General features: G+C 67.1%; 17 protein-coding genes and 1 tRNA gene. 9 read left to right on the forward strand and 9 right to left on the reverse strand.

Features of this window, described 5'->3' with window-relative positions; translation table 11 throughout:
* Positions 1 to 77: 77 nt before the first annotated feature.
* Together MJ797_RS02040 and MJ797_RS02045 are read right to left on the reverse strand one after the other, a co-directional pair.
* Positions 78 to 797 carry a response regulator gene (locus MJ797_RS02040; protein WP_239331246.1) on the reverse strand — a complete coding sequence of 240 codons (720 nt, stop codon included), beginning with the start codon at positions 795 to 797 and terminating at the stop codon, positions 78 to 80.
* 11 nt (positions 798 to 808) lie between these two features.
* The gene (locus MJ797_RS02045) at positions 809 to 2,539 is read right to left on the reverse strand and encodes a sensor histidine kinase (RefSeq protein ID WP_239331249.1); all 1,731 of its coding nucleotides are present in this window, start codon (positions 2,537 to 2,539) and stop codon (positions 809 to 811) included.
* A 151-nt stretch (positions 2,540 to 2,690) separates the two neighbouring features.
* Between MJ797_RS02045 and dctA the strand changes: the two genes are divergently transcribed.
* Positions 2,691 to 4,139 carry a C4-dicarboxylate transporter DctA gene (gene dctA, locus MJ797_RS02050; RefSeq protein ID WP_239331252.1) on the forward strand — a complete coding sequence of 483 codons (1,449 nt, stop codon included), beginning with the start codon at positions 2,691 to 2,693 and terminating at the stop codon, positions 4,137 to 4,139.
* A gap of 117 nt (positions 4,140 to 4,256) precedes the next feature.
* Here the strand turns inward: dctA and MJ797_RS02055 are convergent, their stop codons facing one another.
* The 5 genes from MJ797_RS02055 to rpmH form a co-directional block, all read right to left on the reverse strand.
* On the reverse strand, positions 4,257 to 4,832 hold the full coding sequence (locus tag MJ797_RS02055; protein WP_239331255.1) for a R3H domain-containing nucleic acid-binding protein: 576 nt from the start codon (positions 4,830 to 4,832) through the stop codon (positions 4,257 to 4,259).
* A 76-nt stretch (positions 4,833 to 4,908) separates the two neighbouring features.
* Positions 4,909 to 6,183, reverse strand: coding sequence for a membrane protein insertase YidC (yidC, locus tag MJ797_RS02060; RefSeq protein ID WP_239331257.1), 1,275 nt, complete (start codon positions 6,181 to 6,183; stop codon positions 4,909 to 4,911).
* A gap of 12 nt (positions 6,184 to 6,195) precedes the next feature.
* Entirely contained in the window at positions 6,196 to 6,648 is a 453-nt protein-coding gene (gene yidD / locus MJ797_RS02065) for a membrane protein insertion efficiency factor YidD (protein ID WP_239331259.1), read from the reverse strand.
* The gene (rnpA, locus tag MJ797_RS02070) at positions 6,645 to 7,097 is read right to left on the reverse strand and encodes a ribonuclease P protein component (RefSeq protein WP_239331261.1); all 453 of its coding nucleotides are present in this window, start codon (positions 7,095 to 7,097) and stop codon (positions 6,645 to 6,647) included. Before rnpA ends, yidD begins: the two co-directional genes overlap by 4 nt.
* 30 nt (positions 7,098 to 7,127) lie before the next feature.
* Positions 7,128 to 7,265 carry a 50S ribosomal protein L34 gene (rpmH, locus tag MJ797_RS02075; protein WP_013871596.1) on the reverse strand — a complete coding sequence of 46 codons (138 nt, stop codon included), beginning with the start codon at positions 7,263 to 7,265 and terminating at the stop codon, positions 7,128 to 7,130.
* Between the two features lie 289 nt (positions 7,266 to 7,554).
* Here rpmH and dnaA point away from each other — a divergent pair, with 289 nt between their 5' ends.
* The 6 genes from dnaA (at position 7,555) to gyrA (ending at position 17,418) form a co-directional block, all read left to right on the forward strand.
* Positions 7,555 to 9,015 carry a chromosomal replication initiator protein DnaA gene (gene dnaA, locus MJ797_RS02080; protein WP_239331263.1) on the forward strand — a complete coding sequence of 487 codons (1,461 nt, stop codon included), beginning with the start codon at positions 7,555 to 7,557 and terminating at the stop codon, positions 9,013 to 9,015.
* A gap of 603 nt (positions 9,016 to 9,618) precedes the next feature.
* The gene (gene dnaN / locus MJ797_RS02085; protein WP_239331335.1) at positions 9,619 to 10,776 is read left to right on the forward strand and encodes a DNA polymerase III subunit beta; all 1,158 of its coding nucleotides are present in this window, start codon (positions 9,619 to 9,621) and stop codon (positions 10,774 to 10,776) included.
* Between the two features lies 1 nt (position 10,777).
* Positions 10,778 to 12,022: a DNA replication/repair protein RecF gene (locus MJ797_RS02090; protein WP_239331265.1), complete on the forward strand. Its 1,245-nt coding sequence runs from the start codon at positions 10,778 to 10,780 to the stop codon at positions 12,020 to 12,022.
* Positions 12,009 to 12,617, forward strand: a complete 609-nt coding sequence (locus MJ797_RS02095; protein WP_239331267.1) for a DUF721 domain-containing protein — start codon at positions 12,009 to 12,011, stop codon at positions 12,615 to 12,617. The genes MJ797_RS02090 and MJ797_RS02095 overlap by 14 nt, the downstream gene beginning before the upstream one ends.
* 246 nt (positions 12,618 to 12,863) lie before the next feature.
* A complete protein-coding gene (gene gyrB, locus MJ797_RS02100) occupies positions 12,864 to 14,798 on the forward strand; it encodes a DNA topoisomerase (ATP-hydrolyzing) subunit B (RefSeq protein ID WP_239331269.1) in 1,935 nt (644 codons plus the stop codon).
* Between the two features lie 103 nt (positions 14,799 to 14,901).
* The gene (gene gyrA / locus MJ797_RS02105; RefSeq protein WP_239331271.1) at positions 14,902 to 17,418 is read left to right on the forward strand and encodes a DNA gyrase subunit A; all 2,517 of its coding nucleotides are present in this window, start codon (positions 14,902 to 14,904) and stop codon (positions 17,416 to 17,418) included.
* 189 nt (positions 17,419 to 17,607) lie between these two features.
* Here gyrA and MJ797_RS02110 read toward each other — a convergent pair whose 3' ends face one another.
* Positions 17,608 to 18,252, reverse strand: coding sequence for a hypothetical protein (locus MJ797_RS02110; protein ID WP_239331273.1), 645 nt, complete (start codon positions 18,250 to 18,252; stop codon positions 17,608 to 17,610).
* Positions 18,253 to 18,607: 355 nt separating this feature from the next.
* Between MJ797_RS02110 and MJ797_RS02115 the strand changes: the two genes are divergently transcribed.
* Positions 18,608 to 19,036, forward strand: coding sequence for a DUF3566 domain-containing protein (locus MJ797_RS02115; protein WP_239331275.1), 429 nt, complete (start codon positions 18,608 to 18,610; stop codon positions 19,034 to 19,036).
* Between the two features lie 72 nt (positions 19,037 to 19,108).
* Positions 19,109 to 19,182, forward strand: a tRNA-Ile gene (locus MJ797_RS02120).
* Between the two features lie 251 nt (positions 19,183 to 19,433).
* Here MJ797_RS02120 and MJ797_RS02125 read toward each other — a convergent pair.
* Positions 19,434 to 20,816, reverse strand: coding sequence for a hypothetical protein (locus MJ797_RS02125; protein WP_239331277.1), 1,383 nt, complete (start codon positions 20,814 to 20,816; stop codon positions 19,434 to 19,436).
* Positions 20,817 to 20,915: the final 99 nt, after the last annotated feature.

A 20,915-nucleotide genomic window follows, 5' to 3' on the forward strand; every position in this document is an offset into this window, starting at 1 on the left:
GCTGGCGGGCTGCTTCAGGGGCCGGATGCCGGTGTCTACCGAAGCATCAGCCGGTCAACGCACCGCAGGGTCTGTTCTCACCGGCCTGTCCAACGATAGCGGGACTCGGGCCGGCCGGTAGTACCGTAACGCTGCGTCCGGCTGGCGAGGTGCTGGCCGGCGAGGTGCTCAAGATAGCGCCTGGCCGTGACACGGGAGATACCGACGACGTCAGCGACCTCCACCGCGGACAGCGGAGCGCCAGCGGCCCGGAGCTGGCCGATCACCATATCGAGTGTCACCGCGGACAGGCCCTTCGGTGCCTCGGCGGGAATCGGTTCACGCAGCGCGGCCAGCGCCCGGTCGACGTCATGCTGAGCCACGCCCCCGGGGCCGGGCTGTACGCCCGTCCCGGCGATCCGCCGACGGTAGTCGACGTAGCGCTCGAGCCGCTCCCGGAAGGTCGCGAAACTGAACGGCTTGAGCAGATACTGAACCACGCCGTAGGCAACGGCTGTCCGCACCACCGCGAGATCGCGGGCGGACGTGACGGCGATGACATCGACCGGCGCCCCGCGCCCGCGCAGCGCGCGGCAGACATCCAGACCGCCCATGTCCGGTAGATAGAAGTCGAGCAGCACCAAGTCGACCGGGGTCTGCGCAACGAGCCGTAACGCCTCACCGCCACGGTCGGCCACACCCGCGACAGCGAAGCCCGGTATCCGCTCGACGTAGGTTTGATGCGCTTCGGCGATCAGCGGGTCGTCCTCCACCACCAGGACGCGGATGCCCCCGCCGGGCTCAACGGGCCTGGTCACCGCGCCTGCCCTCACGGCACTGCCCGCACCGCGGGCAGTGCCCCCACGACCGGTTCGAGCGGGAGCCGGACGGTGAAGACCGCTCCGCGGTCGTTGGTGACATCAATCCGGCCGCCATACCTGGCCACAACCTGCTGGACCAGGGCGAGCCCGAGGCCGCGGCCGTGGAGCGCGCCGCCGGCCTTGGTCGACCAGCCACGCGCGAACGCCGCCGCCGTCCGGGCCGGCTCCAGGCCGGGACCGCTGTCGGCTACCCGGACCACCAGCTCCTCCCGCTCCCCCTCGCCGTCCTCCCCAGTCACCTCACCTACGATCCGGACCGTCACCGCGACCCACCGCGGCGGTTGCCCGGCCAGCGCGGCGTCCACGGCGTTGTCCACAAGATTGCCGACCATGGTGACGAGCGCACGCGGGTCGACCGGGGTGGCATACGGCTGGGTAGCGTGCAACTGGGTGTCATCGGTGATGACGAAATCAATGCCGTGCTCATGTGCCTGCGCGGCCTTACCGAGCAGCAGCGCGGCCAGAACAGGTTCGTCCAGGGCGGTCAGCAGCCGGTCGGCGAGCTGCTGGGATGCGGCGAGCTCCTCGGTCGCGAACTCGATGGCCTCCTGTTCCCGGTTCAGCTCAATGAGGGTCACGACGGTATGCAACCGGTTGGCGGCCTCGTGGGCCTGAGCACGCAGCGCATCGGCGAACCCGCGTACGGAGTCAAGCTCACCGGTGAGCGCCAAGAGCTCTGTCGAGTCACGCAGTGTCGTCACAGTTCCCAGCGGACGGCCATCGCGGCTGGCCGGTGTCTGGTTGACCGCGAGCACCCGGTCACCGGCCAGGTGGATCTCGTCGGTGGCCCGTCGCCCAGAATCCAGCAGCTCGGCCAGGGAGCCCGCAACGAGCAGGTCACGCACTGGCCGGCCATCTGCCATCGCGGGCAGACCCAGCAACCGCACGGCCTCGTCGTTGGCGAGCAGCAGCCGGTGGTCGGTGCCGACGACCAGTAAACCTTCCCGCACCGCGTGCAGGACCGCCTCGTGATGCTCATACAGCCGGACGATCTCTGCTACGCGCAGGCTCCTGGTCTGGCGCCGCAGCCGCCTGCTGACCAGCACCTCACCACATGCCGCGAGGATGAGCACCGCAGCCGCGGTTCCGATCAGCACCGGCAGCTGGCGTCGCAGCGTGGCGGAGATCCGCTCGAGGGTGATCCCGGCTGCCACCATGCCGGCAACATCTCCTCGCTCGTCGAGGACGGGCACCACCGCCCGAACGGATGGTCCGAGCGTGCCGGTGTAGGTCTCCGTGAACGCCTTGCCACGCGCGGCAGCCGCAATGTGGCCCACGAAAACGCCGCCGATCCGAGCCGGGTCCGGATGGGTGTAGCGCACACCAGCCGGACTCATCACCACAACGAAGTCCACCCCGGTCGCACGGCGGGTCGCTTCGGCACGGGGCTGCAGCGTGGCACTCACATCAGGGGACCGCAGTGCCGCCACGAGCCCCGGCGACTGGGCGAATGCCGTGGCGACGGCCAGTGCCTTACCGCGGGCGGCATCCCGTTCTCCGCGCCTGGCCTGGACAACGAACGCTGCCGTCGCGGCGGCAACAAGCACGGTAACGACGATGACCTGGACGACCAGCACCTGCCCGGCGAGGCTGCGCCAGCATAATCGCCGCACCCACCGAGGCCCGGGGTACGAATGATCATAAATCCGCCGCACGCATCCCAGTGTGACCCCGGTCATCCAGTCCTGTCGTCGGTCATGGGCCGCCGCCATGACCGATATGAACGAAAGCGCGGGATGCCCTGTGACTGCTGTCACTGTTCGGCCCAGTCGACAACAGATCGGCGGTCCTCGCTGGCGAGACGAGGCTCCGCCGGTAGAGGAGGAACCGATGACCGTCCATGCGCCCGCCGCCAGCAACGGTGTCCGAAGGAGCTGGTACCGCCAGCTCTACCCGTGGGTCCTGATCGGCATCGCGGCTGGTATCGCCGTGGGAGGTCTTTTTCCGAAGCTCGGAGAGAACCTGCAGCCACTTGGCACGACATTCGTCGACGCAATCAAGATGATTGTCGGCCCGATCATCTTCTGCACAGTCGTCGGAGGAATCGCGCAGGTCGGTGATCTGCGTCGGGTCGGCCGCCTCGGCCTGCGAACGATCGGGTACTTCGAGTTCGCCACCACCCTCGCTCTGATTCTCGGCCTGGTGGTCATGAATGTGCTCCAGCCGGGGAAGGGCGTACATGCCAATGCCAGGACGATCTCGGTTTCGAAAACGGTCGGCAGTTATATCTCGCAGGGTAAGGACCCAGGCTGGGGGCACTACCTCACCGACCTTGTGCCCAACAGCGTGGTCGGCGCCTTCGCGAACGGTGCCACGCTCCAGATCCTGTTCTTCTCGGTACTGTTCGGCATCGCCCTCAATCTGAGCGGCCCCACGAGCACGCCGATCGCGTACGGTATCGAGCGGCTGAGCAAGGCACTGTTCCAGGTGCTGCGGATCATCATGTATGCAGCCCCGGTCGGCGCCTTCGGCGCGATCGCCTTCACGACCGGCAAGTACGGACTACATACGTTGAAAAGCCTCGGAAAGCTGATCGCGATCTTCTACGGAACATCGGCGTTTTTTGTGATCGTCATACTCGGCGTCATCGCCGCGGCATGCGGGATAAACATGCTGAAACTCCTCCGCTACCTCAAGGACGAACTACTGATCGTCCTTGGTACGTCATCATCCGAGTCGGTGTTGCCGCAGCTCATGCGCAAGCTCGAACACGCCGGCGCACCGCACCAGATCGTCGGGCTCACCGTGCCGACCGGATATTCGTTCAACCTTGACGGCACCTGCATCTATCTGACGCTGGCCGCACTCTATGTTGCCCAGGCCCTCGACATCGGGCTGTCCCTCGGTCAGCAGCTCGCCATCATCGGCGTGCTCCTGCTCACCTCCAAGGGCGCTGCGGGAGTCACCGGCTCCGGGTTCATCATCCTGGCCGCCACCCTGTCCACAGTGGGAACAATCCCGGTCGCGGGCATCATGCTCATCTTCGGCATCGACCGGTTCATGTCCGAATGCCGTGCGCTCACCAATGTCTGCGGCAACAGCCTCGCCACCCTTGTGATCGCACAATGGGAGGGTGCTCTCGACACGGACAGGATGAACCGTGTCCTGAACGGCGAGCTGATCCCCTCCGTCGGTGACCTGGCCGAGGCCGATCCCGTACCACTCGGGGTCCGCCCGCTGGAAGTCCCTACGGGCGGGACCGCGGCTTCCAGCACCAGCACCGGGCCACTCGCGCCGCTGGTCCTCACAAACCCCGGCAGCCCGACGGCGCGGCGGTGACAATGTTTGTTTAGAGCGCCCGAGGACAGGGCGTTCGATCAGTGAGCGGCTCATCCGCGCTTGTCTGCCGTGTTCGGCGGATCACGGCAGACAGGCGGAAAACAGACAGGAACGCAGTCAGCCCACGGGGAGAATGACCACCCGGCGCTGGGGGTCTTCCCCTTCGGACTCACTGGCCACACCGTCCAGCGTCGCGATGAGGTCATGAACGACCTTGCGCTCGAACGGCGTCATCGGCTTCAGCTTCTCCGGCTGGCCGCCGGCCCGCACCCGCGCGGCGACCGCTGTGGCGAGCTCTCGCAGTTCGGCACGGCGCCGGGCACGGTGACCACCGACATCCAACATGAGCCGGCTGCGAACGCCGGTCTTCTGGAGCACCGCGAGCCGGGTGAGCTCCTGCAACGCCTCCAGTGTCTCCCCCCGGGCACCCACCAGGAGCTCCAGGCCCTCCCCCACGACTGCGACGACAGCCCGCTCCCCCTCCACATCGAGGTCGAGGTCACCGTCCATGTCCACGATGTCGAGCAGAGCCTCCAGATAGTCCGCCGCGATCTCGCCCTCCTGCTCCAGATCGGCGATACGCTGCCGACCGTTCACAGGCGTCTCAGCGGCCAGGGCCGGGGCCGGAACCGGGTCACCGCCCTCGGTAGCCCCGGCGCTGTCAGCGGTCAGCTCGGGTGCCGAACCAGTCATCAGAACAGCTCCTTCGAGGGTAGACGTCTGTTGCCGGAGGTCCGGCGGGCGAGAATCCGATGGCCGCGGGAGCCGGTCAACGCCGCCCCCCGGGCCGCCCGCCCTTCCCGCGCCGCTTGGCGGGACGGGAACCGCCGGGGGGACGCCGTGCGCCAGCCGCCACCCCGGGTGCACCCGCCGAATGGGTCTTGGCTTCGCCGTCCGGCACCGTCCGGTTGTCCTGGACGGAACCGTTCTCGGCCGCTGGCGACACCCTGCCAGCCGTGTTGCCAGCCACCGTGGAAGGCCGCCCGTTGCTTCCGGGCGAACGGGTGCCGGGCGGAGCCTTGCCGGTGGACTTGTTCGTGCCCTTGGTCAGGGATGCCGCGGGCGAGGGATCGGCGGACGAATCCGAGGCCGGCGCGTCCGCGGTGGGCTTGGGACGGTTCTTGGCCTTCGCCGTGGGACGGGCACCGGGCGCCGGGCGTGCTCCGGGCGCGGGCCGCGCCGGCGGCTCGAGCGTCTTGCCCTTGGCATTGCCGGTCTCCACCCGGGCGCCGGGCACGCGCCCGTTCGCCGCCTGCGGCAGCAGCGGCGGCATCTTCTTGATGACAAAGAACTGCTGGCCCATGCTCCACAGGTTGGTGGTGAGCCAGTAGAGCAGGACAGCGATCGGGAAGCGGAAGCCGAACACCGCCAGCATCACCGGCGAGCCGTAAAGCAGCACCTTCTGCACCATGGCCTGTTGCGGGTCAACGGACCCGGCCCGCGCCATGATCTGTTTCTGGGTCAGGAACGTGGTCGCGCCCATGAGCAGGATCAGGACGACCGCAAAAATCTTGACGTTCGTCCCGTTGGCCTGGACGAAGTCGAGAAAGCTCGATGACGAGGTGAACGAGGTCGACAGTGAGACACCGAGCAGCTTGGCCTCGGCGATCTGCTGTACCTGATGGGCGGACAGCCCCACCCGAGGCGCCCACTCCAGCAGGCCGCCCGGCCGCATCACCGGCTGAAGATGGCTGAACACATGGAACAACGAGATGAACAGCGGGATCTGCAACACGATCGGCAGACAGCCGAGCAGCGGGTTGCCATGCTCCTTCTGCAAGGCCATGATCTCAGCGTTCATCCGCTGCTTGTCATGCCCGTGCTTCTCCCGGATTTCCTTGATCTTGGGCTGCATCAGCTGCATCGTCCGCTGCGACTTCACCTGCCGGACAAACAGAGGAAAGATCAGAATACGGACACAGACCACCAGCAGGACAACGGAGAACGACCACGCGAAGAAGCTGTCCTGACCGAAGATCGGCCCGAAGCCACCATGGAAGAAGACGATCGCGTGTGCCGCGAGATGGTAGAGGGGATCCAACACTGGCCTGTCTCCTTAGACCCTCGTGCCACGGCTGGCCCTCGTGCCAGGGTGGGACGCGGTCGGCTTGTGCGGGTGCTTGGGGGCGCGGCCCGAGCCCGGGTCGCGCGTCGGGACCACATTGCGCGTCGGGACCGGGTCATAGCCGCCGACGGACATCGGCTGGCACCGCAGCAGCCGGTATGCGGTCAACAGACCGCCTCGGACTCCCCCGTAACGGCGCACCGCCTCAAGTCCGTAGGCGCTGCAGGACGGCTCGAAGCGGCAGACGCCTGTAGTGCGCCCAGAGCAGGCCGTCCGATAGATTCTGATCATAGTAAGCAGCAGCCAGGCAAGTGGGCTGCGTACCGTACCGTCAGAACCACGAGACACCCGCGGCGCGATCGTGGCCGCGATGTGGGTCGCCACGGCCAGGTCAGCCGCCGTGAGCAGGCCGAGCAGGAGAAGACCGCAGGTGCCCGTAGTCATCGACGGTGCCGGTCGACAGCTGCGGCGGGCCTGTCCCGCTGCCCGGATGCGCTACCGGAGCGGCCGCGGGACGCCCGCTCGCGCAATGCCCGGTCGAGGGCACGACCGAGCTCAGCCGAGGATGCGGTGGCGCTGTCCGGTAAGGCACGCACGATCACCAACGTCCCTGGCGGTACCTGATCCAATCGGGCGCGCATCTGCTCGCGAAGCCGCCGACGGACCCGGTTGCGGACGACGGCATTGCCCACCTTGCGGCCCACGGCAAAACCCACCCGTGGGGGAGAAAGAGCGGCCGGTTCATTCACGTTATCCACAGGGTGATGGCTGCCAGCCTTGTTGTCCACAGCCAGGCTGTGGACAACAAGCGGACCGCTGCGGATCCGGTGCCCACCGCGACCGACCTGGGCATGCTCGGCCCTGGTCCGGACACGATTCCGAACGGGCAGCATGACGCGGGAGGGATCGCGACGCGGTGAATCTCAGGCGGACAACTCGCTACGACCCTTGCGGCGACGGGCCGAGAGCACCGCGCGGCCGGCACGGGTCCGCATCCGGAGCCGGAACCCATGCGTCTTGGCACGCCGACGGTTGTTCGGCTGGAAGGTGCGCTTGCTCACAGAAGACTCCGGACGCCAGACGGGCAAAGGACAACAAGGACGGTGGCGGCGGCACGGGACACACCGAACAGCCCACGGTCGCCACAACCTGACGCCTGACACTATCAAGCCTCGCGTCACTCGGGCGGGAAGGGCGGTGACAGCCGCTGTCCGAGGCACCGGAGGGGCGCCACACCGGGTGGAGTGTCATGGTCGTACACAGCTGTGGACGACCATGTGGAGAACTATCCCCTCGGCGGGCACATCCAGCAGGTGTCCGACCGTCCGACCGTCCGGAGGAGCCTCGCTCGTGACCGACCTCAGCGCCGACCCATTCGCCGGCATGGCAGGCCCGGTGCCTGCCGGCGAACCAGATCTGTCCGCGGTATGGGGACAGGCTGTCGCCGGCGTGGCGGACGGTACCCTGTCAGGGCAGCAGCGGGCATGGCTGCGGCTGACCCGTCCACTCGGCTTGGTTCAGGACACAGCGCTGCTCGCCGCGCCGAACGAGTTCACCAAGGATCTGCTCGACTCCCGCCTCCGACCGTTTCTGTCCACAGCTTTGTCCACAGCCTATGGACGAGAAATCCGCGTCGCCGTCACGGTTGAGCACCTGCCCGACCCGGAGCCGATGACCGGGCCGATCATGCTGCCGGAGCCGGCGGCCACGCCCCCCCCCGCCGCCCGGATCACGCCGGGCCTCGGCCGCGACCCAGCGCCCAGAGCGTACGAACCGGCCCGGCTGAACCCCCGGTATGTGTTCGAGACGTTCGTTATCGGTGACAGCAACCGGTTCCCGCACGCGGCCGCTGTGGCCGTCGCCGAAGCGCCGGCAAAAGCGTACAATCCGCTGTTTATTTATGGTGACTCGGGGCTCGGTAAGACCCACCTGCTTCACGCGATCGGCCACTACACCCTGAAGCTCTACCCAGAGTCACGAGTGAAGTACGTGAGCTCGGAGGAGTTCACCAACGACTTCATCAACTCCATCCGGGACGACCGCCAGCAGGCCTTCCAACGCCGCTACCGCGACGTCGACGTGCTGCTCGTCGACGACATCCAGTTCCTGGAAAACAAGGAACGGACGCAGGAGGAGTTCTTCCACACCTTCAACGTCCTGCACGACACCGAGAAACAGATCGTCATCTCCTCCGACCGCTCCCCCAAGCAGCTGTCCGCGCTGGAGGACCGGCTGCGCAGCCGGTTCGAATGGGGTCTGATCACCGACGTCACCCCACCGGACCTGGAGACCAGGATCGCGATCCTGTCGAAGAAGGCCGCGACCGAGCGGCTGCCCGTCCCCGGTGACGTGCTGGAGTACATCGCCACGCATATCGAGCGCAACATCCGTGAGCTGGAGGGCGCGCTGATCCGGGTCGCGGCGTTCGCGAGCCTGAACAAGTCCCATGTCGACCGGACCCTGGCCGAGATCGTGCTGCGTGATCTCATCCCGGACGCGACCGACCCGGAGATCACCGCAGCGGCGATCATGAACGCGACCGCGACGTACTTCGGTGTGTCCATGGAAGACCTGTGTGGCACCTCCCGCAGCCGGGTCCTGGTCACCGCCCGACAGATCGCGATGTACCTGTGCCGGGAACTGACCGACCTGTCGCTGCCGAAAATCGGTCAGCACTTCGGTGGCCGTGACCACACCACGGTGATGCACGCGGACCGAAAGATCCGCGGGCTCATGGCCGAACGCCGTGCCATCTACAACCAGGTCACCGAATTGACGAACCGGATCCGGGCACAGACACGACAGGCATGAGCCGGGCGGATCCGGGGTAGGGAGCGGTCGCGTCAACCTCGGTGTACCGGTGGAGCCTTGTGCACAGCTTGTGGAAAACCCTGTGGAATGCGGGATGTGGGGGCGGGATCAGACACGTCTGATCCCGCCCCCACCGCGTGTCCGCAAACCGCTGCGAAGTCCCGGCGTAAGCGCTGCGTAGTGGGGACAGGCTGTGCAGAAACTGTGCACAAACAGTGGACAAACTCTGTACAGCGGGGGCACAGCTGGGGACAACCGGACCGGCAGTGGAAAACCACCGGCACTGTGCACAGCGTTACCCACAGCATCCGCACCGCTCAATCAGCCCTGTGAGCTGCGGATCGGCCTGGTTATCCCCAGTATCCACCGCCCCTACTATTACGACGGACTAGATCATTTTTCAGAAAACACAATCCAGAACCAGTGGGGCCTGGGGATAACGCGATAAAGATCGCTGATCAGTCACTTTCCGTCTTCGACGCGCTCCCCCGCCTCGGAGCGGCCCTGACCCGCCATGCCAGCCCCGCGGCGCACCCGGCGCGGGCGCCTGCGATGCTGGAACGCCTCAGCGCACGCGAACAGCACCATCCAGAAGGGCGAATCATGAAGTTCCGGGTTGAACGGGACGACTTCACCGATGCCGTGGCGTGGGCGGCGCGCACGTTGCCGACCCGTGCGACCTCCCAGCTTCAGGTCCTTGCCGGTCTTATGCTGGACGCGACCGGTCCAGCATTGAAGATCGCCGCTTTCGACTACGAAGTGGCCGCGCAGTGCGGGACAGCGGCGGCGATCGCCGAGGAGGGCCGGGCGTTGGTATCCGGTAAGCTCCTCGCGGAGATCACCAAAGCTCTTCCATCGGCGCCGATCGAATTGGCAACCGACGGTGCCCGAGTGGTACTTACCTGTGGTAGCGCGCGTTTCACCCTGCCGACCATGTCCGTCGACGACTACCCGACGTTGCCGCCGATGCCGGCGGTGACCGGTCACATCGAAGGGGCCGCTTTCGCCGGAGCTGTCTCCCAGGTCGCGGTGGCCGCGGGCAAGGACGACACCCTGCCGGTGCTCACCGGTGTCCGTCTCGAGATCAATGGCGAGACGCTCACGCTGGCCGCTACCGACCGTTATCGGCTTGCCGTCCGGAGAATGAAGTGGCGACCTACATCCGAAACGGTCGAGGGCATTGCGATGGTGCCGGCGCGTACGCTCAGCGACACGGCAAAATCGTTGTCAGGGTCCGGAGCGGAGGTCGCGATCGCGCTCGGATCGGGTCCGTCCGGGGAGGCTCTCGCCGGTTTCGCCGGTGGTGACAAGCAGACCACAACTCGTCTGGTGGACGGATCGTTCCCGGCCTACCAGCGTCTGCTGCCTGACAGCTCGCCGTTGACCGCGCAGATCGAGATCTCCCCGTTCGCCGAGGCCGTGAAACGTGTCGCACTGGTCGCCGCGCGTACCGCTCCGGTCCAGCTGGGTTTCACCGCCGATCATCTGGTTCTTGAAGCCGGCGCTGGTGGTGAGGCTCAGGCCCGGGAGAGCCTGCCGATCGGCTATGACGGACCAGACCTGTCGATCGCTTTCAACCCGGCGTACCTGCTTGACGGTCTGAACGCGGTGGAGTCCGACGTCGTCCACATCGGTTTCGCGAGCGCTGACGACGCGGAGGAAGCCGCCAAGAAGCCCGCGATCCTCACCGGCAAGGCACCTGATGACGGCGAGGTTCCCGACTACCGGTATCTGCTCATGCCGATCAGGCTGTCCGGGTGACGTGCATCTCACGCACCTGTCACTGATGGACTTCAGGTCCTATCCCGCGCTGGATCTGTTGCTCGCGCCCGGGGTGACCACGTTCGTCGGCTCCAACGGGCAGGGCAAGACCAACCTGTTGGAAGCCGTTGGCTATCTGGCGACGCTCGGTAGTCATCGAGTGGCCTCAGACGCGCCGTTGGTTCGACAGGGCGCGGCGAGCGCGGCTGTGCGCGCGCGGATAGTGCGAGGTGACCGGGCCGCGCTGGTGGAGCTTGAAATCATTCCAGGCCGGGCAAACCGGGCAAGGCTCAACCGGGTCCCGCTTGGCCGCCCCCGTGACGTCCTGGGGCTGCTGGTCATGGTGCTCTTCGCCCCGGAGGATCTCGCGCTGGTCCGAGGTGACCCGGTCGAGCGCCGGCGCTTCCTCGACGATCTGCTGGTGGCCCGGACACCACGGCTGGCCGGCGTGCTCGCCGACTACGACAGGGTGCTGCGCCAGCGGTCGACGTTGCTGCGGACGGCCGCGGCGGCCCGGCGCGGCGGCCGGACAAGCGATCTACGTACCTTGGACGTCTGGGACGCGCAGCTTGCCCGGTACGGGTCCGAACTGCTGGCGGCGCGTGGCGCGCTGGTCGAGGCGTTGCGGCCCAGGGTGGAAAACGCCTACTCGGCGGTGGCATCGTCCCCCGCGCCGACCCGGAGCCCGGCCTCGGTCTCGGCTGTCGGGGAGGTGACGCTGACCAGGCTTGAGTACCATTCGACGGTCCTCGCCGGACTTCCCGACCAGCCCCTGATCGGCCGTGCCCACAGCGGCTCCATCCCGGGCGAGCCCATTGCCGGCACGCCCGCCCAGGGCGGCCGGGCCGCCCTGGAGGAGGCGATGCTCGCCGAGCTCGCCCGGCTCAGGCCGAAGGAGATCGAACGCGGGGTGACCCTGGTCGGCCCGCACCGCGACGAACTGTTGCTGTTCATCAACGGCCGGCCAGCACGGGGATACGCGAGCCACGGTGAGTCGTGGTCGCTCGCGCTTGCGCTCAAACTGGCATCATTCGAACTGTTGCGGGATGATCAACGCGAACCGGTACTGTTGCTGGACGATGTATTCGCCGAGCTCGACACGCACCGTCGGGCCCGGCTGGCGGAACTCGTCATGCCAGCCGAGCAGGTCCTGGTGACGGCAGCGGTCGACGCGGACGTACCGGTGACGCTTGCCGGAGCGCGTTTCGAAGTCGTGGACGGGCGGGTGGACCATGTCGCCGGATGAGAATTGCACCGATAGCGAGTGGGCAGCCGCTCATGCCCCCCTGCGCGGCACGGACCTGGCCCGTCTTGTTCTCGCCCAGGCCAAGGAGGATGCCCGTGCTCGGGCATCCGGTCGACGTCCTGGACTGAGCGTGCCCGGCAGGCGTAACGCCGAGCGGACGGATGGCGGCGATCGCTCCGGGCGGGAGCCGCGACGCCGTCCGCACCTGCCCGGGATGGCCGCGCCCGGACGGGAGTGGGCCGAACCGGTCGCTTTCGGCGTTGCGGTACGGCGGATGCTCGCGGACCGAGGCTGGGAGGTCCGGGCGACCGACGCCACGGTCCTGGCTCGCTGGGACACGCTGGTCGGCCCGAATATCTCATCGCGCTGCTATCCGGTTTCGCTATGTGATGGCGAGCTGGAACTGGCCGCGGAGTCAACGGCTTGGGCCACGCAGCTGCGGCTGCTGTCCCGGCAGCTGCTGGTCACTTTGCACAAGGAACTTGGGCCGGGCGTGGTGCGCCGGATCGTGGTCCGCGGCCCGACCGCGCCCAGCTGGCGGCACGGTCCTCTGCAGGCCTCCGGCGGTCGTGGTCCCCGCGACACGTACGGCTGATTCACCAGGTCGTCCGCTGGCCCGGGCCGGTGGCCCCTGATCGGTGGCCGGCCAGGAGCGCCGAGTCCCCGGATCGAGCCGGAGGCGTCATCCGGGGGAAGCCCGCGTACGGGGGTTCGATGGAAAGCTGTTCGTGGCGCTGTGTGCATACCAGGGGCCACCCAGCGTCCTCCTGCCAGAGAGGCCAGGTAGAATCAGGAGACGCTTCTCGCGTAGTTCGCAGTTGAGGACGAGGGGACATACCGCGTGGCCTACGATGCAAGTTCGATCAAGGTTCTTGAGGGTCTCGACGCGGTTCGCAAGCGTCCGGGTATGTACATCGGCTCCACTGGCGAACGTGGTCTTCATCACCTCGTCTACGAGGTTGTGGACAACGCTGTGGATGAGGCGCTTGCCGGTTACTGCGACACGATCGGCGTGACGCTGCTCGCCGATGGCGGTGTGCGAGTATCTGACAACGGCCGGGGTATCCCTGTCGGCGAGCACCCGACGGAGAAACGTCCGGCGGTCGAGGTCGTGCTGACCACCCTGCACGCCGGTGGGAAGTTCGATGGTAAGTCCTACGCGGTGTCCGGCGGTCTGCACGGGGTCGGCGTGAGTGTGGTGAACGCGCTGTCCACCCGCCTGGAGGTCGAGATCCGCCGCGAGGGCTTCACCTGGTTCCAGCCGTACGCGAACACCCGGCCAGCCGCACCGCTGGCCAAAGGCGCATCGACGAGGAAGACCGGTACGACGGTCACCTTCTGGGCGGACGACACGATCTTCGAGACGACCGACTACAAGTACGAGACGCTCACCCGCCGGCTGCAGGAGATGGCGTTCCTGAACAAGGGGCTGGCGATCAGCCTGCGGGATGAGCGGCCCGAGGAGCCCCTCGAGATCACCTACTGCTACGCGGGTGGGCTCGTCGACTTTGTCGATCATCTCAACTCGAGCAAGGACCCGATCCACAAGACCGTCATCTCGCTGGACTCCAAGGGCACCGGCATCGAGGCCGAGCTCGCGATGCAGTGGAACGCCGGTTACAACGAGTCGGTCTACACCTTCGCCAACACCATCAACACCCACGAGGGCGGTACCCACGAGGAGGGCTTCCGCGCGGCTCTGACCAGCGCGGTCAATGCCTACGCCAAGGACCAGAACCTGCTCAAGCCGCCGAAGGCCAACGGCAAGAACCCCGATGAGCGCCTCGCCGGTGACGACATCCGCGAGGGCCTGACCGCGATCATCTCGGTGAAGCTGGCCCAGCCGCAGTTCGAGGGCCAGACCAAGACCAAGCTCGGCAACAGCGAGGCCAAGCGGTTCGTCCAGGAGATGTGCTACTCGGCGCTGAAGGACTGGCTCGAGGCCAACCGCGTCGAGGCCCGAGCAATCGTCAGCAAGGCGCTGGACGCTCAGCGGGCGCGGATCGCCGCGCGCGCGGCTCGTGACCTGACCCGCCGCAAGGGTCTGCTCGGCGGGACGGGCCTGCCGGGCAAGCTCGCGGACTGCCAGTACACCGACCCGGAACGTTGCGAGCTCTACATCGTCGAGGGTGACTCGGCGGGTGGCTCGGCCAAGGGCGGCCGTGACTCGAAATTCCAGGCGATCCTGCCGCTACGTGGCAAGATCCTGAACGTCGAGAAGGCCCGGATCGACCGGGTGCTGAAGAACACCGAGGTCCAGGCGTTGATCCAGGCGCTCGGCTGCGGCATCCACGACGACTTCGACGCGGGCAAACTGCGTTATCACAAGATCGTACTGATGGCGGACGCGGACGTCGACGGCCAGCACATCCGGACATTGCTGCTGACGCTGCTTTTCCGGTTCATGCGCCCACTGGTCGAGGCCGGTTATGTCTTTCTCGCCCAGCCGCCGCTTTACAAGATCAAATGGGGCCGTGAGGACTGGCAGTACGCCTACTCCGATCGTGAACGCGATGGCCTGATCGCGCATGGCATCGAGAACGGGCGCAAGCTGCCCAAGGACGCGATCCAGCGCTTCAAGGGCCTCGGCGAAATGAACGCGACCGAGCTGTGGGACACGACCATGGACCCGGACCGCCGCATCCTGTTGCAGGTGACGCTGGACGATGCAGCCGTGGCGGACGAGCTCTTCTCCGTCCTGATGGGAGAGGACGTCGACGCACGGCGATCGTTCATTCAGCGTAACGCAAAGGATGTCCGCTTTCTCGACATCTAGAACATCTGGAACATCTGGAACATCTGGAATGCATCGGAAATATCGGACAATATTTACCGCGTACTGCTGACGGCCCTCACCACCCCAGTCTGGAAGGACCCGCGTGACCGATGTACTCCCTCCGCCGCCAGGCGACCGGGTCGAACCCATCGGCATCGAAGTCGAGATGCAGCGGTCGTATCTCGACTACGCGATGTCGGTCATCGTCGGCCGGGCGTTGCCGGAGGTCCGCGACGGCCTGAAGCCCGTGCACCGACGGGTTCTCTACGCGATGTACGACGGCGGGTACCGCCCGGACCGTGGGTACTTCAAGTGTTCGCGCGTTGTCGGTGATGTCATGGGTAACTACCATCCGCACGGCGACTCCGCGATCTACGACACGTTGGTCCGGCTGGCCCAGCCGTGGTCGCTGCGTTACCCGTTGGTCGACGGTAACGGGAACTTCGGCTCGCCGGGTAACGACCCGCCGGCCGCCATGCGTTACACGGAGTCACGGCTTGCGCCGTTGGCGATGGAGATGCTGCGCGACATCGATCAGGACACCGTTGACTTCGCCCCGAACTACGACGGCCGTTCACAGGAGCCGACGATCCTGCCCAGCCGGTTCCCGAACCTGCTGGTCAACGGTGCCGGTGGTATCGCGGTCGGAATGGCGACCAACATCCCGCCGCACAACCTGCGGGAAGTGGCCAACGGTGTGAAGTGGTTCCTGACGAACCCCGACGCCACCGACGAAGAGCTGTTGGAGGCACTGATCGGCCTGATCAAGGGGCCGGACTTTCCTACGTCCGGGCTCATCGTCGGCCGCCAGGGCATCGAGGACGCGTACCGTACCGGGCGCGGCAGCATCCGGATGCGGGCCGTCGTGCAGGTGGAGGAGAACAAGGGCCGGACCCAGCTCGTCGTCACCGAGCTGCCGTACCAGGTCAACCCCGACAACCTCGCGGAGAAGATCGCCGAGCTGGTCCGGGACAACCGTGTCAGCGGCATCTCTGACATCCGGGATGAGACCTCGGCGCGCACCGGCCAGCGGTTGATCATTGACCTCAAGCGGGACGCGGTCGCCAAGGTCGTCCTGAACAACCTGTACAAGCACACGCAGTTGCAGGACACCTTCGGTGTGAACATGCTGGCGATCGTCGACGGGGTGCCGCGCACCCTGCGGCTGGACCAGATGGTGCGCTACTACGTCGACCACCAGGTTGACGTGATTGTCCGCCGGACCCGTTACCAGCTGCGTAAGGCCCGTGAGCGCCTGCACGTCCTCGAGGGCCTGCTGATCGCTCTTGATCATCTGGACGAAGTGATCAACCTCATCCGCAACGCCGAGTCGGCGGATGCCGCGCGTGGGCAGCTGATGGAGCGGTTCTCGCTGTCAGAGATCCAGGCGGTCGCCATCCTGGACATGCAGCTGCGTCGGCTCGCCGCACTCGAGCGCCAGAAGATCATCGATGAGGCGGCCGAACTGCGGGCGAGAATCACCGAGCTTGAGGCGATCCTCGCCTCGCCGGCCCGGCAGCGGGAGATCATCGGCGAGGAGCTCACCGAGATCGTTGATCGCTTCGGTGACGATCGGCGGACCAGGCTCGTCCCGTTCGAGGGTGACATGTCCGTCGAGGATCTGATCGCCCGTGAGGATGTCGTGGTCACCGTCACCCGCGGCGGTTACGCCAAGCGCACCAAGACCGACCTCTACCGGTCACAGCGCCGGGGAGGCAAGGGGGTGCAGGGCGCGGCGCTGCGCGAGGACGACATCGTCGAACATTTCTTCGTCACCACCACCCATCACTGGCTGCTGTTCTTCACCAACAAGGGCCGGGTGTACCGAGCCAAGGCGCACGAGCTGCCCGAACAGGCCCGTACGGCCAAGGGCCAGCACGTTGCGAACATCCTCGCGTTCGGCCAGGACGAGCGTATCGCCGAGGTGATGGCGATCAAGGATTACGAGGCGGCTCCCTACCTGGTCCTCGCGACCCGGCGCGGGCTGTGCAAGAAGACCGCGCTGGCCGAATTCGACTCGAACCGCTCCGGTGGGCTGGTCGCCATCAACCTGCGCGACGACGACGAGCTGATCGCGGCCCGGCTCGTGTCCGCTGGCGACGACCTGTTGCTGGTCAGCCGGCAGGCCCAGTCGATCCGGTTCCATGCCGACGACGAGCAGCTACGCCCGATGGGACGTGCGACCTCCGGCGTTATCGGGATGCGTTTCGACACCGACGACGAGCTGCTCGCGATGGAGGTCGTTCCGCCTGGCTCGGAGGCGAACCTGCTGGTCGCCACCAGCGGCGGATATGCCAAGCGGACGTCGTTGGGCGAGTATCCGGTGCAGGGGCGCGGCGGTAAGGGCGTCCTGACCGCGAAAATCGTCTCCACTCGTGGCGGGCTGGTCGGTGCCCTGGTGGTGGGTCCGGACGACCAGCTTTACGCGATCACTTCTAACGGCGGCGTGCTGCGGACCATCGCCCGTGACGTCCGCCGGGCCCAGCGACAGACCATGGGGGTCCGACTCATCGATCTGGAGACTGGCGTTCAGGTCGTCGGAGTGGCGCGTAATGCTGATGTTGACGACAGTTCGGGCAATAGTTCGACGATCAATCCCGGCGGAGGAGACTCAGCCTGAGGACGGATGTGGATGATGGGCCGGGCATGGCGGGAGACAGACCGTGAGTAGCAATGATGACGATCGGACCAACCGGTCGCCGGTCTTGCGTGGATCTTCCTTGCCACGGTCGGAGGCGTCTCCTGACCGGGGTCAGGAGACGCCTGACGACAGGCGGGGTTCCCCGGGTTCGAGCCGGCCGGCCACCGGTCAGGGCAGTGCGCCCGGCCCTGGCACGGTGCCTGGCCCTGAATCCGGATCCGGTACGAAACCGGACTCGAAGTCCGGCCGCGGTTCGGGTACAGCCGCTGGCTCGGCCCCGGCGCGGGGCTCGGCCGCGGCGTCGGGCTCGCAGGATGACGGCACGCGAGCGCAGAAGGCCCCATCCGCGATCCGGGACCTGCGGATGCCACGGGATATCCCCGACACGAGGATGCCGCCGCGGGCGTCGTCGAGTGTGCGTCCGCGCGTCGGCGGTTCGTCAGCGCAAACCAACAGGCGGACAGGCGAGCAGCCGGACCGGCCCCGGGCTGGTGCTGATCGGCCTGAGCCCGCGGCGGATCCGGACGCCCCCGCGGAGCGGCAAAGCCCGGCACGCCCTTTCGTGCCGGGGGCACCGCATCCGTCGGCGGCCGGGCCAGCGGCGAGCGCCGCGGCCACCGGGCGGCCGGTCACCCGGCCCACGGCTGCGGCCGCACCGCCCGCCACGACCGGATCGGGCAAGATCTCTGGTGTGGGGCGCGCGGCCAGTGCCGTGCCGGCCGGGGGTGCCACCGGCGTGACAACATCCGCGTCATCTCGTACTGGTTCATCGTCGGGGACATCGCGCACCACGCTGCTGAAAGAGACGCCCACACCGGATCCGGACACGATTTCGCTGCGTAGACCCACGAAGACGGCGGGCGGTTCGACGGAGGGCAAGGCCGGGGGCCTCTCTCCGGCCTCCGGCGGTACGGGTGGGCGCGCCATGACAGGCGAGAACACTGGCCGTGTGGGAGGGTCGGGACGTGCGAAGGCAGCCGTCGCGGCAAATCCGTCGGCGGAGACCGGCGCCAAGCGACCGGGTGGCGACGGTTCGGTACCCCGTGAGCGCGCTACGTGGACACCGCCGACCAGCCCGGTCACGACGGGCGGCCTGCCCGGTGCGTCGGCAGCGCCCAGCGCGTCGGCAGCGCCCGGTGTGCCGCGCTCACCGGTTCGAGAACGAAGCGTGAGGGATCCGGCGACCGGGCCGATAGTGGGTGCCCCGACCGGGCCGTCCGTCGTTCGCCCAGCCGGCCAGGGCCGCCGTGCCCGGCTGCGCGTCACTCGGGTTAATCCGCTGTCGGTGACCCGGCTGACGTTCGCGTTCTCTCTGTGCGTGTTCGTCGTCCTGATGGTCGCCGTGGCGGTGCTGTGGTTTGTGCTGAACTCGATCGGCGTGTTCGACAGTGTGGTCAACGCGGCGGACACACTCACCGACGGCAGCAACGGTGGAGTCCGCACCTGGCTGTCGTTCGCCCGAGCCATGGAGCTTGGACTGCTCATCGGCGCGATCAACGTGATCCTGATGACGGCCCTGGCCACTTTGGGTGCGTTGTTGTACAACTTGTGTACTGAGATGGTCGGTGGGATCGAGGTCGTTCTCGGCGATCAGTGATGTCGAAGCCGACGCCCATGGTGGGCGCCACGTCCGATGCTGGACGCCATCCGGTACTGTGGAGCCCAGCAAGGACCTGTAGCTCAGTCGGTTAGAGCGCTTCCCTGATAAGGAAGAGGCCGGTGGTTCAAGTCCACCCAGGTCCACCCCTAGCCACCAGGCGTTTCGCCAGGTCCGGGGTGTAATTTCAGCGAATCGATCTATGGGTTGTCTCCCGATGGAAGATCGTTGGTTGGCTGGTGGTTAGCAGGACTGCTCGGCAGTACGCGGTCCGGGTCGGTAGATGACTATGAAGCGGTAATTTTTCGCTTCTCGATGGCGGGGTCCCGTTTCTTACCTTGGGTGATGAGGCTGGCGTGGACTGGTGTCGACGTCGAGGGCGTGGAGGAGAGTACTACTAGAGGAACAGGCGGATCCGATCCCGGATCTGGTGTGCTGCCGGGTCGGGTCCGAGCGCGGCGAGTTCCGTGTCCAGCTCGGACATGCGGTCGGCCAGGCGGGTGGAGGTGACTCCGTCGGCGATGTCGATGGCGGTGGCTGCCGCGTGGTCGGCGGCGTCGAGGTCCCGGGCGATGAGGTGGGCGCGGGCGAGGCCGATGTGGTCGAAGGCGCGCGAGCGGGCGCGTTCGGCCGGGCGCAGGGGGATGGCCTGGCTGGTCATCGTGATGGCGGTGGTGATGAGGCCGGGCCGGTGGCGGGCGGCGAGCATGTGGGCGATGCCGATGGTCGCGTGGTATTCGGCGGCATCGAACCACTGGGCCCACTCGGGATCGCTGTCGGGGTCGGCGGCAGAAAACCCGTCGGCCGCCGCTCCTGCTGCGCGGTGGAAGCCGCTGATGTCACCGGTGATGGCGAGGTATCTGGCTTCGAGAGCGGCGAGGACGGCCTTGATGCGGCCGGGTGGGAGCTTGCGAGTGCCGTACTGGGCGAGCTGGACCATCTCCAGGGCGTCGTTGGTGCGGCCGAGGTGGCCGGCGATGCGGGCCAGGCAGTTGAGGAGGTGGGCGGCCAGGCCGGTGTCGCCAGCCTCGGAGGCGGCGCGCAGGCCGAGCAGGAGGTAGCGCTGCCCTTCCGGAGAGCGGCCGGCGTCGTGGGTCATCCAGCCGGCTACGCTTGCCAGGTCGCCGACGGCGGCGAACAGTTCACGGCCGACGGCCTCGGTCATCCGGCCGTGGTAGAGCAGTTCGGTGGTTGCCTTGAGCTGGGCAACGACGGCGTCGCGTGACAGGCCGCCGCCGTGCTGGTTGTCCCAGGATCGGAACGCGGCGGTGGTCGCGCGGATTTTCTCGACGTCGGCCAGGCCAATTCGGCCGGGACGATCGGGTTGGGGAAGCTCGCCGGGGGCCTGGTCGAGCCAGGGGCGGACGGCGTCCAGGAGGTCAGGGCCGGTGAGCAGGTCGGTTCCCTCCGGGTTGGGGCTGGTGAGGTCGCTGCGGGTCGTTTCGAGTACCGCTTTGATGACTGCGTCCGGCTGCCAGGGCAGCCGCCCGCTGCTCTGGCCTGAGGAGGCGGAGGCCATGCCGATGCTGGCACGGTTGAGGGGGTAGGTAAGGCCGCACAGTCCGGTGAGGGCCTCGGCGAGGAGGTCGGGCATGACGCCGCGGGGCTGCTCGCCGGAGACCCACCGGCTGATCCGCGAGCTGTCGGGCGCGGCGTTCACCGGTGGGCGGCGCTGGCGCGCGAGGCGGCAAACCTCGTCGGCGATTTGCTGGTAGCTGCGGCCCGACTTGCCGATCCAGGTCGCGAGGGCCTGATTGCGCTGCTGGGGGGTGCCCGTCACCTGCGCCTCCGGCGGGGGTCGATTGCGACGCCACCGCAGAATGCATACTCCCGGTCGCTATACGTGCAACCAGTCTGCCCGATTCGCAGCGGTTTCCGC

It is taken from the genome of Protofrankia sp. CiP3, from assembly GCF_917627345.1.
Lineage (GTDB): Bacteria > Actinomycetota > Actinomycetes > Frankiales > Frankiaceae > Protofrankia.

Bases quoted from the DNA above. Each gene is read 5' to 3' on its own strand.
- MJ797_RS02045 (WP_239331249.1), bottom strand. From the start codon at position 2,539: ATGACCGGGGTCACACTGGGATGCGTGCGGCGGATTTATGATCATTCG.
- dctA (WP_239331252.1), top strand. From the start codon at position 2,691: ATGACCGTCCATGCGCCCGCCGCCAGCAACGGTGTCCGAAGGAGCTGG.
- MJ797_RS02055 (WP_239331255.1), bottom strand. From the start codon at position 4,832: ATGACTGGTTCGGCACCCGAGCTGACCGCTGACAGCGCCGGGGCTACC.
- yidD (WP_239331259.1), bottom strand. From the start codon at position 6,648: ATGACTACGGGCACCTGCGGTCTTCTCCTGCTCGGCCTGCTCACGGCG.
- rnpA (WP_239331261.1), bottom strand. From the start codon at position 7,097: ATGCTGCCCGTTCGGAATCGTGTCCGGACCAGGGCCGAGCATGCCCAG.
- dnaN (WP_239331335.1), top strand. From the start codon at position 9,619: ATGAAGTTCCGGGTTGAACGGGACGACTTCACCGATGCCGTGGCGTGG.
- MJ797_RS02095 (WP_239331267.1), top strand. From the start codon at position 12,009: ATGTCGCCGGATGAGAATTGCACCGATAGCGAGTGGGCAGCCGCTCAT.